The 15,642-nt window shown below is 65.0% G+C and carries 9 protein-coding genes and 1 riboswitch; all 9 genes read right to left on the bottom strand.

Going from position 1 to position 15,642, the window contains the following annotated elements:
- Positions 1 to 84: 84 nt before the first annotated feature.
- Positions 85 to 753 carry a hypothetical protein gene (locus Q0248_RS06885; RefSeq protein ID WP_299320985.1) on the bottom strand — a complete coding sequence of 223 codons (669 nt, stop codon included), beginning with the start codon at positions 751 to 753 and terminating at the stop codon, positions 85 to 87.
- A gap of 1,007 nt (positions 754 to 1,760) precedes the next feature.
- On the bottom strand, positions 1,761 to 3,935 hold the full coding sequence (locus Q0248_RS06880) for a TonB-dependent receptor (protein WP_299320984.1): 2,175 nt from the start codon (positions 3,933 to 3,935) through the stop codon (positions 1,761 to 1,763).
- Positions 3,936 to 3,993: 58 nt separating this feature from the next.
- The gene (locus Q0248_RS06875) at positions 3,994 to 5,154 is read right to left on the bottom strand and encodes an adenosylcobinamide amidohydrolase (protein WP_299320982.1); all 1,161 of its coding nucleotides are present in this window, start codon (positions 5,152 to 5,154) and stop codon (positions 3,994 to 3,996) included.
- A 13-nt stretch (positions 5,155 to 5,167) separates the two neighbouring features.
- A complete protein-coding gene (locus Q0248_RS06870; protein ID WP_299320981.1) occupies positions 5,168 to 7,081 on the bottom strand; it encodes a VWA domain-containing protein in 1,914 nt (637 codons plus the stop codon).
- A 14-nt stretch (positions 7,082 to 7,095) separates the two neighbouring features.
- Positions 7,096 to 8,073: an AAA family ATPase gene (locus Q0248_RS06865; RefSeq protein WP_299320979.1), complete on the bottom strand. Its 978-nt coding sequence runs from the start codon at positions 8,071 to 8,073 to the stop codon at positions 7,096 to 7,098.
- Between the two features lie 99 nt (positions 8,074 to 8,172).
- Positions 8,173 to 11,934, bottom strand: coding sequence for a cobaltochelatase subunit CobN (locus tag Q0248_RS06860; RefSeq protein ID WP_299320977.1), 3,762 nt, complete (start codon positions 11,932 to 11,934; stop codon positions 8,173 to 8,175).
- Positions 11,935 to 11,937: 3 nt separating this feature from the next.
- Positions 11,938 to 12,957, bottom strand: coding sequence for an ABC transporter ATP-binding protein (locus tag Q0248_RS06855; protein WP_299320976.1), 1,020 nt, complete (start codon positions 12,955 to 12,957; stop codon positions 11,938 to 11,940).
- Positions 12,958 to 12,969: 12 nt separating this feature from the next.
- Complete coding sequence (locus Q0248_RS06850) at positions 12,970 to 13,995, bottom strand: iron ABC transporter permease (RefSeq protein WP_299321038.1); 1,026 nt, start codon at positions 13,993 to 13,995, stop codon at positions 12,970 to 12,972.
- A gap of 10 nt (positions 13,996 to 14,005) precedes the next feature.
- On the bottom strand, positions 14,006 to 15,178 hold the full coding sequence (locus tag Q0248_RS06845; protein WP_299320974.1) for an ABC transporter substrate-binding protein: 1,173 nt from the start codon (positions 15,176 to 15,178) through the stop codon (positions 14,006 to 14,008).
- A 205-nt stretch (positions 15,179 to 15,383) separates the two neighbouring features.
- Positions 15,384 to 15,595: riboswitch (cobalamin riboswitch) on the bottom strand.
- Between the last annotated feature and the right edge of the window lie 47 nt (positions 15,596 to 15,642).

Here is a 15,642-nt window from a genome sequence, read left to right as displayed (position 1 = left end):
AATAGTTGGTATTCAGGCTAGAGAGGAGCGAGACACGATGAGGCCATCGTGCGAACGAACTTAACTCGAGGCGGAGGCGCGGACTTAGACATGATCAAGCACGGGCAGCTCGCCACGGAAGTCCTCATAGGCGGCACGCATGATACGCTTCTCTGCGTCATAACCCCTGACCTGCATGTACAGCTTCAGGTCTTGCTCCTGTGAGGGATCCTTAACTGGATTCTCCCAATAGTACTGCCAGAAAAGGATTTGCCGCACCTTACGTTGCTTCTTAATTATGGAAAAGGCTAGCTGGGGTTGCTTGCGCATCAGCCGCTGCATTAGATCTACATGCATGGAGGGCGCATCGGCCTGCCAATAGCCACAGAGCATCAGGGAGAACAGGCGCTCCATCTTCTCCGCATCCGTCACATAAGTCATGCCTTCAAAGGCTCGAACATAAGCCATGTAGTCCAGCTCCTCGGGCTTGAAGCGGTTGGAGACAAAGCATTCCTGCAGCTCGGTGAAGGTCTCGGGATAGGCCTGGAAGAAGGCGCGCTGCTTGAGGCTGTCACTGGGCTGGGCGCGTAGCTCCGCGAAGGCTCGCTCCAGCTGCTGACGAGGTGTGAGCTCCTGCTGCTGGGCTCCGAGGAAGCTGCTGCTCCCGAGGAGGAGCAAAGAGAGGAGCACGGTGCTGAGTGCACGGCTTAGAGCGCGTCCTCGGACGGCATCGCCCTCGTGGCGGATGTCCTTGTGCGTAGTGCTGGATTGCATAGGTGTCGTGTAGGTCTAGTTACTAAGTCCCCAAGGGTCCTTCCCAAGGGATTCTGAGGGCGAAGCTAAGCAAAAGGCGGGACACGGCAAAGCGCTGCACACCGCCCTCCTCGAGAGTCCAGCTAGAGGCTGCTCAAGGTGGCTTACCTACCCCTCCCTGGGGAAGTTAGGAGTAGCCCCAGCGGGAGGCAGGACAGCTCCATCCCGAGCGCCCCAAGGAGCCCCGAGCTCACCCCACCACGCCCCTACCCGAGTCAGGGGCTAAGGAGGCGGGGTGTTGAAGGATATCGGTCAGCACGCTGAGGGGCGTCCGTGGCGACGCTGAGGGACGTCCCTCAGCACCGTGAGGGATATCCCTCACGACAGCCAAGCGCAAGCCCTCCCGAGGGGGAGGCCATGCTAGCCGAAAGCGCGGCCCCACCCCGCAGAAGGCTGTCTCATCAAGCGTCCTCCAAGCTATACCCAGCCCTTAGCAAAGAGCCAACGGCCACGCAAGCCCCAAGGGGGCGACCCGCCCAAAGCCCAGGGTAAGGGAACGCTACAGGCGTGACGGAACCCTGGGTTCGGATATACATATACCCTAAAAGCCCTACAGGGGCGACCCTCAAAACGAGTAATCGCGAAGTCGGAGGAGCACGACTGGGACAGTAATACCGCTTTGAGGGTCGCCCCTGTAGGGCTTTGTCTCTTATTCTTGTGGCCTACCCAGGTTTGGGCGCCCTTACAGGGCTGCGCACCCTGGGCTTGGGGCGGGTCGCCCCGCTGGGGCTTATCCTACATGTAGAAGCAAAGCACACACGAGGATGATGAAGGATAGCCTGACGCCCCTTAGCGGAGCTCAAGGAGGCGCACCTATAATCAGCGCTGATGATACGTCGCCTTACTCCTTGACCCTCGAAGGGAGGCAGCCGCGGCGAGGGGGCAGGGACAAGCTACAGCCAGGGGCGGCGTAGACCGAGGGGTCTACGCCGCCCCTGGCACTTGAGGAGGCTGCTCGCTAGCCGAGGCTAGAAGCGATAGGAAGCGGTGAACTGCAGCGAGCGGCCGGGCATGTGGTAGCCGTCCTTCTCCGTGTAGTACTCCGAGAAGATGTTGTGGACATTGGCCCCGACGCGCAGCTGCTTGGTCAGGTTGTAGTGCGCGGAGGCCGACCAGACGAGGGCTGCAGGGTGCAGCAGCTGACCCGCCTGCTCTAGCTCGGGCATCTCAGCCTTGTTTAGCGCCGAGAGGCCAGGGCGTACATCCGAGTAGTAGCCGTACCAGTTGTGCTCGTAGCGCTTACCGAGGTAGCGCCCCGTCAGCCCCAGGTCAAGCCCATAGGGCGCCTTATACTCGATGCCGAAGGTGACATTCTGCTTGCGGATCGACTCCAGCTGCGTCCAGTCACTGGCGCCCTTAGCCTTGTAGCGGCTGTCGAACATGAAGGTAGCGTTGACATAGGTGCGCAGCGAGTAGCGATAGGCCACGAGGCTACCGAAGTCGTAGGAGGCTACGAGCTCCAGCCCGCTCATGTGCGCCTTGTCGGCGTTGTCGAAGCTCGTCACCGTGAGCTGCTTGGCCTGACCATTATTGTCCAGGATGGGCTTACCCTGCGCGTCGAGTGCGGCCTGCTTGCCTGCGGCCACCTTCACGATCTTCTGTCGGTGCTGCGTGTCGAAGTAGGTAGCATCGAGCTGGACACCGAGCTCACGGTTGGTATAGCTCAGCCCGAGGTCGTAGGTCAGCGAGGTCTCGGGGCGAAGGGAGGCATTACCACGCGTGATGCCGTAGGCCGTCTGGTACTCCCCAGCCTTCTCGTAGGCCGAGGGGGCAGAGAAGGCCGAGCCGATGCTGGCGTGCGCCATCAGGCCTTTGGTGAGCTCGTACTTGAGGCCGAGGTTGGGGCTGAGGATGCTGAAGGACTCGGTCGTGGCCTTACTGCGCAGGTCGGCGTTGTCCTTGAGCGAGAGGCCCATGAAGTCGGCGCGCAGCCCTGCCGAGACGCTCAGAGCGTCGTCCAGCAGGCTGGCATGCCCCTGAGCGAAGAGGCCCAGCCCGCGCGTAGAGACATTGGGCTGGTAGGGCACAGCGGCCGAGCCGTCGGCCTTGAAGCTACGTGTATCGGTGTCCTGATTACGCGTGTCGAGCCCCAGCACCAGGCGATGTGCGCCGAGACGCAGCTCGTCCTGCAGGATGGCACCCCAGCTGCTATTGATCGAGGAGCTATTGCGGTAGTCCGTGCCCGTACCCACCTTATAGTTGTCACTCTGCTCGCGCGAGTAGTAGGGGGTGAAGGTCAGGAGGTGCGCCCCGAGACGCCCACGCAGCTCAGCCGAGGTCATGGAGCGGTTGAGGTCCTTCTTGCTCGTGCCGTAGACGCCCCAGATGGAGCCGCCGTTCATGATGCCATCGCCGCGGAAGAGGTCCTCGAAGATGTGCAGCGACCAGTCATCGTTGAACTGATAGCCTAGGCGGGCATTGGCCTTGATCACGCCGAAGGTGGAGCCCGGCATTACCGCTCCCTTCTTCGTGGGGTCAAGGATGGCGTCCTCGAGCTTAGTCGTCTTGAGGAAGTTATGCTTCCCTACCGTGTAGCTACGCGCCTGCGACTCATAGGAGGCATTGACGTCGAAGGAGAGGCGCTCGGTGATGCTGCCGCCGAAGCTCACCGCCCCGCGCCCCGTGCCGAAGGAGCCTGCCGAGGTCGTGAATACCCCCGAGATCGGGCCCGTGTGGCGCTTGGTGATGACGTTGATGACGCCGCCCATAGCATTCGTCCCATAGATGGAGGAGAAGGGCCCCTTGAGCACCTCGATCTGCTCGATGCCGCCGAGGGTGAGCGTGGAGAGGTTGGACGTACCCGAGGGGATGCCATTGATCAGCACCGCTACATAGCGGGAGCGGGAGAAGTCGGGGATGAAGCCGCGGATACCGACATTGGAGAGGAAGCCGGGGTACTGGATGACGTCGACGGAGCTCTTATTCTTGAGCACGTCCGTCAGGTCCCTCAGCCCAGCGGCCTCAATCGCCTCGGGGCGAATGACCTCGATCTTGCCAGGGACACGCTTGAGGGGGACAGGCGTACGCGTGGAGTAGACCAGGACGGCATCCAGCTGGTGCGTGGAGATGCTATCGGCACTCGTGCCCTGAGCCAGCAGCGTCACTGGAGCTAGGGCGGAGAGGAGAAGCAAAGTTTTCTTCATAATTACTATTGGTTAATAAACTAATACTTGTATTGTGGTAGGGGTATAGGGTGAGGGGCTAGTTGAGCCGCTTGTAGAGGATGCGCACCAGCAGCTGGCGGAGCTCGGTGAGCAGCAGCTCGTGCCGCTGCTCCACTGCCTGCCCCAGCGAGCCGATGTAGGCACCCAGCTGGTAGCGCCGTGCGATGTAGACGAGGCCCAGCTGCGCGAGCGCTACGAGGCTAGCCCAGCTGATGAGCCCCCAGCGCCACTGGTCCACCAGGTGGAGCAGTGAGGCGATCTGCGCCGAGAGATGCCCATCGGCCGCTAGGCCCTCCAGCGCCTCCCGCCGTGCCTCCTCGCTCTGCCGCGCCTCGGGGTACTCGGTGCGGTAGCATGCCAGCAGCGCCTCAGCGCCGAGGCCGTAGCGCAGGCCCTGCTGGAGGAAGGAGCTCTGTCGCTGGGCGTTCATACCCGACTGCAGCTCCAGGGCGCGGGTGACGGCCTCCTTGACCGACTGCCCGATCATCTCTCCGAGGAGGACATGCTTGCCCGCCCCATAGAGGACGGTCTCGGACTCCTCATTGCACACAGCGATGAGGCTATCCGTACCCGAGCCCGTGGCTAGGTCCTCGGAGTAGCGGCTCGGGGCCATCAGCTCCTGCAGGGCAGCCGTCTTGGCCTCGGTGGCGGTGATCATGGCGCGGGTGAGCGCCCCTGCGTCGAGGCGCGCGTTGATGAAGAGGAAGATATTGATCGTCCCAGGCGGGAGCAGGAGGCTGCGGCGCTCGAACTCGTCGTAGCTGGCCTTGTCCCCCGCACGCCCACCGTTGACGTCGATGCCCGCCGTGGCTACGGCCTGGACGGTCACCCCGTGGTAGCTACGCTCGGCGCGGGCATGGTTCTCGATGAGCGCCGCCGTACCCATACCCGTCGTAGTGGCGGGGTCGAGGCCCAGCTCGGTGGCGATGGCGGCGTAGTGCTCGATGATGTTGGCGCCCTTGAGCCCTGGGCAGCGCTTCTGCAGGATATTGGGGTCGCGGCCTACGCTGTGGTTGAAGGCATAGCGTAGGTCAGCGCGGTAGCCGCCATTGAGGTTGGAGCTGCTGACGACGCCGCGCCGCCCGCCGAAGCAGACGATCATCGCCTCCTGGGCGAAGTACACCGCGTCGCCTAGAGGCGTATGGAAGAGCAGCTGCTCGGGGCTGAGGCTGGGGGACGAAGCTAAGGTCTGGGGCATCAGGAGCTAGGATCTAGTGCGGACGAAGGAGGCTGCGTAGCTGCGCCAGTTCGTCCAGGTGATAGTATTCGGCCTCAAGGCGCTCAGCGAGCTGGCGTGCCTTGCCGAGGCGGACGAAGCCGCTCTCGGTATCGATGACGAGGCAGCGGTGGCAGCGCTGCTGCAGCAGCCGAGCGGCCTCGGTGATGCGGTCGGCTTGGTTCTCACTGCGCTGCGAGGAGGTGGCACGGCCATCGGTCAGGAGCAGTACCACGGGGAGGCACTCGGCCACGCGACGCCGCTCGGCATCGAGATACTGCGCCGCGCGCTCTATGGCCAGCCACAGCGGCGTGCGCCCGCCCGTACGTATATCCTGCATCAGCTGCGCCGCGCGCTCGGCGCTGTGGGTAAAGGGCAGACGCAGCTCCGCCTCATCCTGGGCGAAGGTGATGAGGCCGACCTGATCGCGCTTGGCGTAGGCCTCCTTGAGCAGCTCGAGGATCGTACCCTTGACGAGGCTCATCCGCTCCCGCACACCCATAGAGCCCGAGACGTCGAGGACGAAGAGGATATGATAGCCGCCGCGGTGGCGGTACTGCCTGCTGCGGTAGTCCTCGGGGCGGATCGAGAGCCGCGCGGGGGCACGGTCCTCCGCCCCAGCACGGAGGCGCTGATAGGGAATGGCGGCGCGGATGGTGGCAGGGAGGGAGAGCTGAGCAGTCTGGCTGCTGTAGGGGCGCACACGTCCCAGGCGTCCGCGGCGGCTGGGCTGCTCGCTGTAGAGGCGGCGCCCCGAGCCGAGGAGCTCCCTCAGGCGCTGCACCTCTCTGCCCAGTGGATCGCGTAGGAGGCAGGCCTCAGCGGCCTGCTGTAGGCGCGCCTCGGAGGGCGGCGCGGGGCTATCCGTAGGCTCCGTCTCGGGGGACGGCAGCTGCGCGGGCTCGGGGCTGTGAGCCCCTGCCTCGGGCGCTTCGGCGCCCGCCGCATCCTCCTCCGAGCTGGAGGGCGGCACTTCGCCCTCCCCTTCGGAGCCATCGTCGGACGCCTTGTCGGGCTCAGGTGCCGACTTGTCCTGATCCTCCTCGGGGCTCTGTGGACTGTCCTCGGGCGCTTCCTGCTGCTCCTCGTCCTCCGCTCCCTCGCTGGGGGGCTCGGTGGCAGGGGGCTCGGGCTGCGTCTGGAGCCAGCGATGCGCCAGCGCTAGCTGCCGCACGGCGTCGACATCGCTGCGCTCGGCACGCGGCTTGCTCTGCCAGGCTGCCCACCCTAGGGCGCTACGTGCGAGGGCGAGCTCCGCCCTATGCCCCAGCGTCAGCGGCTCGGCACAGACCTGCGCCACGTAGTGCAGCAGCTCCACCCCCAGCGTCATCCGCCCCAGGCGCTCGCGCGCAGCCTCCAGCAGGCTGAGGAAGGTCGCATCCTCCCCCGCCTCAGGCTCGCGAAGGGCCTCGCTGAGGATACGCTTGCGCAGCGCCAGATCCTCCGTGGGCTGGAGCTCGACGAAGAGGTCGAACTTATCCAGCAGCGCCGAGGCGACCGCCCCCTCCTCGGGGTTGGTCGTGGCGATGAGCGTACAGCGCCGCTCTTCGGGCAGCTGCTCCTGGTAGGCCAGCAGCTGACTGAGGAGCTCGCGGCTGTGCAGCGGCAGCTGCTCCACCAGCAGGATGCGCCCTTCGAGGCGCTCCAGCAGGCCCGAGCGCCAGCGCAGCCCGCCCTCAGCGCCCAGCGTATAGCTGGGGTAGAGCATCTCGGGGCTGAGGCTCAGCGGCAGGTAGCTCACCTCCTCGGGGTACATCGCTGCCACGCAGGAGAGGAGCATAGACTTGCCGCTACCGCTCGTACCACTGAGCAGCAGGCTCGCGCCCTGCCTCCGCAGCAGGGTGAGGATGAGCGCCTGGCGTGCGGCCTCCGCCCCGATCCACTGAGAGAAGCGATGCTTCGTACCCACGAGTGTCCTTATCCTTATTTAGACTCCTTGTTCATACTCTCGGCAAAGAGGCGCTCGCAGAGCTGACGGATGTCCTCGGCCGAGAAGTAGCGCTCCTCGAAGGGCAAGCGTCTCAGGCGATGCGGCAACACCAGTTCGGCCGCTGTATAGACGTGCTCGGGGCTAAGCTCCTCTGCCCCCTCGAGGGCGGCGGTAGCGAGGGCGGCCTTGAGCAGCATGATGTCCGAGCGGTGCCCGTCCACCTGCAGCTCGATCCCGAGGCGGGCGACGAGCTCCACCAGCGGCTCGGAGTAGCGTAGCTGAGGTAGGCGAAGGCGCGCCTGACGGAGGCGCTCACCGAGCTGCTCTTCCTCCTCTTGGTAGCGGGCACAGAAGGCCTCGGGGTCGCGCTCGTAGTCCAGACGGCGCTGCAGCACCTCACGCCGAGCAGCGACACTCCGCTCCCCACGCACCTCGACGGAGAGGGCGAAGCGGTCGAGGAGCTGCGGGCGCAGGTGGCCCTCCTCGGGGTTCATCGTCCCGACGAGGGTGAAGCGCGCGGGGTGGGTATGCGAGATGCCCTCACGCTCGATATGATTGACGCCCATGGCCGCCACATCCAGGAGGATGTCGACGAGGTAGTCCTCGAGGAGGTTGACCTCATCGACGTAGAGGATCTGCCCGTGGGCACGAGCGAGGATGCCGGGGGCGAAGCGCAGCTCACCCGTCGCCAGGGCATGCTCCACGTCGATGGAGCCGACGAGCTTGTCCTCCGTCGTGGCTATGGGCAGCTCCACGACAGAGAGCCCCTCGAGGAGCTGACTGAGGGCGCGCACGATGGTGGACTTGGCCGTGCCCTTCTCCCCGAGGATGAGGACGCCGCCGAGGCTGGGGTCTACGAGGTTGAGCAGCAGGGCACGCTTCATCTTCTCCTGGCCTACGATGGCGCTGAAGGGGAAGTATCGAGGCTGCGTGCTAGAGCCTGGGGGCGTGGGGCTGGAAGAAGTACTCATTACTTAAAGGTCTAGTGGGGTGGACTGGGCTGAGGAGCTAAGGAGCTGGGGCTAGTGGGCGGGGAGGAGCACAGGGATGGGCGGGGGGCAGGAGACGGGCTAGGACTGTGGCGCGGCAGCCGCAGGCTGAGGAGCTGCGGCGCTCTCCTCGAGCTGCCCCTCGCAGGAGAGGTAGACCTCGGTGATCATCTCGAGGGTCTCGGGGCGGGCCTGCCACATGCCGCGCTGGGCGGCCTCCAGGAGGCGCTGCGCGATCTCGTAGAGCGCCCAGGGATTGGCCGACTCGAGCCACTCCCTATTGGACGCATCGCCGAGGAAGTGCTCCGCCAGCGCCTCGTAGTTCCAGTCCAGGACGCTGTCCGCGGTGGCATCCCAGCCGAAGACGTTATCCATATTATAGGCCACATCATAGGCGCCGCGGTAGCCGTGACGCTTGAGGCCCTCGATCCAGAGCGGATTCAGCAGGCGCGAGCGGAGGACGCGCGCCGACTCCTCGGCGAGGCTGCGCACGACGCTGTGCCGCGGGTCGGAGGTATTGCCGTAGTAGGACTTCGGCGCCTCGCCGCGGAGCTTCTTCACCGCTGCGATGATCCCGCCGTGGTAGATGTACTCGTCGTCGATGTCGTAGAGGTCGAAGCCAATGATGTTCTGATTCTTGACCGTGGCCTCGACGCGGGAGAGCTTGCGCTCGAAGGCGCCGCGGGACACACGCCCATGCAGCTCCTGGCTGTAGGCATGGCAGCCCCAGGTGATGGCCGTCTCGCCGAGGTCGTCGCTGCTCTGCCACTGCTTAGTCTCCACGAGGATGGCGACACCCCCGCCGTAGGTCCCTGGGGGACAGCCGAAGACGCGGAGCGCAGCCTCCTGCCGTGCCGTCTCGGGGTCTATCCCCTCGGCCTGCAGCTGCTCGAGCTCCTCCTCGTAGTGCTTCTTCACCCAGTTGTCCTCGGGCGACTCGTCAAGGGAGAGGACGAGGCGCACAGCCTCATCCAGCAGCGTGATCAGTGTGGGGAAGGTGTCGCGCAGCAGGCCCGAGATGCGCGAGACGACGTCCAGACGCGGACGCCCTAGTTCGCTGAGCGGGATGACCTCCAGGCCAACGACCTTATCGGAGTGGTCGCTGAGCCACTGGGGACGCAGCCCCATCAGCCAGAGGATCTCGGCGATGTCCTCGCCCTGCGTCCGCATCTGGTCGCCCGAATAGAGGACGAAGGCCGTGGACTCGGGCAGACTGCCCGCCGTCTCGAGGTGCTTCTCCAGGAGCTGCTGCCCGAGCTTCACCCCGATCTGATAGGCGGCGTGTGAGGGGATCTCGCTCGGGTCGATGGCGTACATATTGCGCCCCGTGGGGAGGATCTCCAGCTGGCCGCGGCTCGGGCTGCCTCCCTTGGAGGGCGGGACGAAGCCCCCGCGCACCCCAAGGGCGCAGTGGTCCAGCTCCTGAGTGATGCCACAGAGACGCGGGTAGACCTCGTCCAGCGCCAGCTGTAAGACGGCTCGAAGCGCGTCCGCTTCGCCTAGGCAAGGCCCGAGGACGGCCTGCAGCTGGCCTTCGGTCGGCTGTGCGCCGAAGCCCTCTGCCAGCATCATCGTGATGAGCTGGCGGCCGCGCTCGGTCAGCTCATCGATCAGCATCGAGGCCGTCTGCGTGGGGCTGACCTTGGCCTCCAGCTCGGCGAGGAGCCCTTCCTCGGTGTAGCCGTAGTAGCGAGCCAGCGCATCCAGCAGCGTCGTCACCGAGCCGTGGGGCAGGCGAAGGAGCATCCGTATGCTCGCCTCCATTCGCTCCTCGGTGGGTACCTGACCGAAGATATGCAGGCCGTCGCGCACCATGGAGGCCTTGAGCTCGGCCAGCCAGTTGTGCAGGGCGACGAAGAAGTCCTCCTCGACCTCCCCTGTCGCAGGGTAGCCGAGGTCCTGATGCAGCTCGAGGGCGCGGGCCTCCTCAAGGAGCGCCTCACGCAGCACGGGGCGCTGGCTCTCGGCCACCGCACCGCTGATGTAGCTATTGAGCCGCGCGTCGAAGTCCGCCAGTCCGCCGTAGGTCCCCCCCTCACGCATCGCGGGCTCCATATGATGCAGGAGCACGGCGGCCGAGCGGCGCTTAGCCTGAATAGCCTCCCCGATGACAGCCGTGTGGTAGATGTAGAGGTGCGGCATGTCCAGCGTGTTGAGCTGGGGGAAGCAGGAGTAGGAAAGGGCCTTCTCCTTGCCCGGGAGCCACTCCAGCGAGCCGTGCGTCCCGACATGGATAAAGAGGTCGGCGCCGAAGACGTAGCGCACCCAGCGGTAGAAGGCGATATAGTAGTGCGGGCAGACGATATCCGTGCTGTGGTAGATCGCCTCGGCGTGCTCCTCGTAGCCACGCGGTGGCTGCAGGCCGATGAAGACCTTGCCGTTGATAATCCCAGGCACAGGCATAGCCCCCTCGACGACCTTGAAGTCCCCCGGCGCCTTACCCCAGCTGGCCTCGAGGCGCTGCTGCACCTCGGGCGTCAGCGCCTCGTACCACTCTTGGTAGCGCTTCACAGGGATGCGGTCCACGGCACGGCGCATCACTTCGCTCGGCTCGAGCCAAGAGCTGTCGTTGGTCACCGCACGGATGATCTGTTGGATGATGGCGTCGCCGTCGGCGTAGTGCTCGGGCAGCTCTATGCCCTCGGCGCGTAGCCTATTGATGAGGTGATGGACGGAGGCAGGACTGTCGAGGCCCGCGGCACAACCGATACTATCGTTGCGCGGGGGCATGTTGTGGAAGATGATCGCGATACGCTTCTCCGACTGGGGCTTGCGCTGTAGCTCGGCCCAGCGCATGGCGAGCCGTGCCACCCAGCCGAGCTCCGCCTCCAGCGGGGCGAAGTAAGGGAGGCCCTCACCATTAAGCTCACGCGTGGCGATGGGATAGGCGTCGACCTGCCCGTCCAGCTCTGGGTAGCAGACATTGGAGATCAGCCCTATGGTGTCGAGGCCGTCCACACGGCGGTGGTACTCCTCGGCGCTGTAGCCCGTCGCATAGGTCTGCAGGATGGGCAGCGCCAGCTGCTGCACGATGCCCGCACAGCTGTCCTCGGGCTGGGTATAGATCGCCCCACTCTGCTCGAAGATCCCCAGCGCATAGGGCATGAGGTTGATGATGCAGTGTGGCAGCACCTCGCCCTCGGGGCGGAAGTAGCGATCCAGAGCGTAGCTGATGCCCCGCTCGCCCGTCACGGCATCCTCCGCTCCCGTAGAGAAGAGGGCATGGGGCTCGCCTCCAAGGTGACGCAGCGCCGCCAGCAGCGCATCCACATGCCGCAGGTTGTCCGAGCGATAGAGGTAGAAGGGGATGATGATCCCGATGATGCTGCGCCCTCGCCGCCGTGCCTCGCCTAGCTCCGTGAGGCGTGTAGCCTCCTCGTCCTCTCTGTAGCCGTAGAGGCCATGCCAGCGGGGATAGCGCGCAGGGGCGTAGTCGAGCTCCAGCCCGCCGAAGCGCGACGCCAGGAAGCGGTGCAGCTGGGTAGCGTTCGCCCGGTCGTAGCACTTGACGTAGCGCTGTATCGTCAGGTAGTCGGCAGCACTGAGACGCAGCTGCGGCATGAGGGCAGCGCACTCGTCCTCCATATTGTTGTGCACAAAGAGCGTCTGCTCCATCCTCAGCCCCGCGATGAGGCGCTGCAGGCCGCGGAAGCAGGAGACCGAGCCATGCGTCAGCACGAGGATGAAGTGTGCCTGCTCGGTGAGCTGCCAGGCAGCGGCATCCTGTGCGTTGAGGCGGGAGATGGCGACGCGATCGACCCGCAGCTGCGCCTCGTCCTCCGAGGGAGCGACCGCGGTGTGCGCGTCTAGGATGTAGAGTATGCGGTAGGGCTGGGGCGTCATGGTCTAGGGATGAGAGGGAGAAGAGGAAGCGAGCAGCGCTAGGAGCTCGCCTATCGAGCCCGCACTACGGGGGCTGCTGGTGGAGGTCGTGAGCCACCAGCAGCCCTTTTCTATTGTGACGCGAGGGAGAAGGTCGGGGCTGTCCAGCACCTCGTAGCCCAGGCGGCTGAGTGCGCGGCGTGTCCAGAGTGCCTCGAGGCCTTCGCCCACAAGGGCAATGGGCTGGGTGTGCTGCTGTAGGGCGGTGAACTCGCCCGTCTGTCTGTCGTAGCTCAGCCCTGCACCGCCGAAGGTGCACTCGAAGGCTCCGCTCAGCACCAGATCCTCGGGCGTGCCCGTCGTAATCTGCCCCGAGCCGTCGAGGAGCCAGACCGTATCAGCCCAGGAGAGGGCCAGCTCCAGTTCGTGCGTCGAGATGAGGATGCTGCGCCCCGTCTCGTGCGCCAGGCGCCGCAGCATGAGGATGACCTCCAGGCGTGAGGGGAGGTCGAGGTGCGCCGTCGGCTCGTCCAGCAGGATGAGTGGCGTCTGCTGCGCCAGCGCACGGGCGATCATCGTACGCTGCCGCTCGCCATCGCTGAGCGCACTCAGTGGGCGCGCCTGGAGCCCCTCGAGATGGCAGAGGCCGAGCGACTCCTCGACGATCGCCTCATCCGAGGCACTCAGGCGACCGAGGTAGCCGATATGAGGGTAGCGCCCGATGCGCACCACATCCCGCACCGTCATCGTGGTGCTGGTGATGCGCTCGGTGAGCACGAGGCTCAGGAGGCGGGCGGTCTCCGAGAGGGAGCGCCCCTGGAGTGCTTCGCCCGCAATGGAGACCTCGCCTGCCAGCGGCGGGATGAGTCCCGCGATGGTGTGCATGAGGGTGGACTTACCACTGCCGTTGGGGCCCATGAAGAGCACCAGTTCGCCTGGGGCTATGCTGAGGTCGAGCCCCTCGGAGATGCGCTGCTCCTGTCCGCGGCGCTCCCTGTAGCCTGTGGTGAGGCCGCGGAGCTCTAGTCCTAATTCTGTCTTCATATATAGAGGAGGCTAAAGCGAGAAGCTCCCGCGCTGGCTACGCAGGACGACAAAGATCACCACGGGGGCACCGATGAGCGAGGTCAGGGCATTGATCGGGAGCGTGAGGCCGCGCCCAGGCAGCTGCGTCAGGAGGTCGCAGACGAGCAGCAGCAGCGCCCCCGAGAGCATCGTCGCTGGGAGCAGGATGCGGTGGTCGCTGGTGCGGAAGAGCGTACGGACGAAGTGCGGCACCGCCATCCCAAGGAAGGCAATAGGCCCCGTGAAGGCCGTGATGCTCCCCGCCAGCAGGCTGGTGATGGCGATGAGGGCAAAGCGCACACGCGGCACATTCGTCCCCACCGAGCGGGCATAGCCCTCGCCGAGGGCTAGGGCGTTCATAGGCTTGGGCATCAGCAGCGCCAGGCCCAGCCCGAGCGCCACCACGGGCATCAGCAGATGCAGCTGGCGCCAGGTCGTCCCCGCAACGCTCCCGAAGGACCACAAGAGGTAGGTCTTCAGCGTCTCCTCGTCGCTGAAGTACTGCAGGATAGAGATAATGGAGCTGGCGAGGAAGCCGACCATCACCCCTACGATGAGGACAGAGACGACGCTGCGCACACGGCTCGCCACGCCCGTGATCAGCAGCAGCACGACAGCCGCCCCGATACAGGCCGCGAGGATAATCCCCCAGGAGGAGACGCCCGAATTGAAGAGCGCCACCGTGGGGAAGAAGGCATAGGCCATCGTGTAGATGGCGACGCCGACGCCTGCCCCGCTATTGATTCCGAGGATGGAGGTATCGGCCAGCGGGTTGCGGAAGAGGCTCTGCATCTGCAGCCCGGCTACCGCTACGCCCGCCCCAGCGAAGAGTGCCGTCAGGGCCTTGGGCAGGCGGAAGTGCCGCACCACATAGGTGCCCGTCACGCTGTCATCGCCCGTCCAGAGCGCATCCCACACCTCGCCCGCCGAGAGCGAGGTCGCCCCCCACATGATATCGAGGAAGAAGGCCGCGACGATCCCCAGGGCCAGCAGCAGGAAGAGCAGCTGCGGGCGCATCGCCGCCCAGCTAGCGGAGGAGCATCCAGTAGCGTGTGTCATAGTCGGGGAGGAGCTCGGGGTGAGCAATCTTGATGAAGTCCTTGAGGACAAGGTCGGGGTGATAGGGGCCGCTCTCCCAGAAGTCGTTTCCTCCCTCGCGATTGAGCTCCTTGCGGTCTACCCACACCTGCCCCTCACGGGCGGCGTCGAAGTGGATGTAGCGCTCGTTGAGGCTGAGGAAGTCGGAGAGCTTATCCAGCTTGCCCGTCATCAGGCAGAGCCAGATCTTCTTGTGTCTATTGCGCTCGAAGACGTACTCGAAGCTGCTGGGGCGGCTGTCGATCTGCCCTGGGATGAAGTCACAGCTGACGCCCGCATCGGCGAAGGCCTTGACGATGTAGGAGTGCTCGCCGGGCACGTACCATACCCCCTTGTAGTCGAGGCCGTACATGACGGGCGTTACCTCACGGGCGCCCTTGGCCAGCTCGGCAGCGGCGCGGTAGTTGGTCTGCATGGCGCGGAAGGCCGAGTCCGCCACGGCATTGCGCCCGTAGAAAAGGCCTACGACCTTGAGCCACTCGGCGCGCCCGAGGAGGTCCTGCTCCTTCCAGTTGTTGAAGTAGACGATCTTGATCCCCGAGGCGATGAGGTCCTCATCCTTCTCCGTACCGCTGTAGAGGTCCTGCAGGTAGACCTCGGGGCGTAGGGCGATGAGGCCCTCGATATCCTTGCTCATGCCGCGGCCGATACGCTGCACCTTGCCCTCCTGGATGCGCTGGCGGGTGATGCTGTCGTTGACCTTCTCGGGGTCGGAGACCGCGACGAGCTGCTCCTGCAGCCCCAGCACTGCCACTGCCCCGACGTGAGGCGAAGAGCTGACAGCGAGGGTGCGTGCGGGCACGGCGAGGTAGGTCGCTAGACGACTCGCCACGCGCGGCTCCTCCTTACCGCGTGGGTAGAGGATGTAGTAGGCTGCGGTGTCGCGCGTGCCGGGCTGGTACATCACCAGCTCCTTATACTCGGGGTGATTGGTCACGGTGAAGCCATGGGCATACTCGACGGTGACAGGGAAGGCGAAGTCTGTGGAGTCATCGCCGAGGGCGACGCTAGACTGCTGACTGCGCTGCTGGCCTCCACCGCAGGCGGTGAGGCTAAGGACTAGGGCAAGCGCTCCTAGTGAAAGGGGGACATTGAGCTTCATACTATGCCTTGATTACGAGCCGAATTAGCATTGGTCTCGGGTCGGAGGCATAGAGATCGGGGTATGGAGTGCGCTGGGCTGCTGGCCCGAGACGCATCATTACCCTCATGGTATATATGTACCTAGCTCCTGCTCTTCTACCCGAGAGCCGTCTACCAGAGGCAGCGGAGGGCGCAGCAGGACATGCTGGCAGCCGCGGCTCTGGCAAGCTGATGGCGCTGGAGGCAGGTCTTCCGGCTCGGCCCGAAGTGCTACGCCTTCCCACCCTGTGTGTCGGGGCAGTGGCCTAAGGTAGCACCATGATGGCCTTACGGCTACGGGGATAGCGCTGGCATCGCACCAGCTTCCCTTTTAATCCACCCCAGGGCGCGCAGCATCCTGCTCGTCGGGGGTAGAACCTTCAGCGTCCGTACCTAGGCGGGGCTATCCCCTCTCTAGATACGGACGCAAAGTTAAGGAAAAGA

The organism is uncultured Porphyromonas sp. (assembly GCF_938046015.1).
Classification (GTDB): Bacteria; Bacteroidota; Bacteroidia; order Bacteroidales; family Porphyromonadaceae; genus Porphyromonas.
The sequence above is the reverse complement of the archived record's forward strand: the minus strand, read 5'-3'. Positions and strand labels throughout refer to the sequence as shown.

Excerpts from the sequence above, each read along its gene's own strand:
- Q0248_RS06885 (WP_299320985.1), bottom strand. The coding sequence starts at position 753 with ATGCAATCCAGCACTACGCACAAGGACATCCGCCACGAGGGCGATGCC.
- Q0248_RS06880 (WP_299320984.1), bottom strand. The coding sequence starts at position 3,935 with ATGAAGAAAACTTTGCTTCTCCTCTCCGCCCTAGCTCCAGTGACGCTG.
- Q0248_RS06875 (WP_299320982.1), bottom strand. The coding sequence starts at position 5,154 with ATGCCCCAGACCTTAGCTTCGTCCCCCAGCCTCAGCCCCGAGCAGCTG.
- Q0248_RS06865 (WP_299320979.1), bottom strand. The coding sequence starts at position 8,073 with ATGAGTACTTCTTCCAGCCCCACGCCCCCAGGCTCTAGCACGCAGCCT.
- Q0248_RS06860 (WP_299320977.1), bottom strand. The coding sequence starts at position 11,934 with ATGACGCCCCAGCCCTACCGCATACTCTACATCCTAGACGCGCACACC.
- Q0248_RS06855 (WP_299320976.1), bottom strand. The coding sequence starts at position 12,957 with ATGAAGACAGAATTAGGACTAGAGCTCCGCGGCCTCACCACAGGCTAC.
- Q0248_RS06850 (WP_299321038.1), bottom strand. The coding sequence starts at position 13,995 with ATGCGCCCGCAGCTGCTCTTCCTGCTGCTGGCCCTGGGGATCGTCGCG.
- Q0248_RS06845 (WP_299320974.1), bottom strand. The coding sequence starts at position 15,178 with ATGAAGCTCAATGTCCCCCTTTCACTAGGAGCGCTTGCCCTAGTCCTT.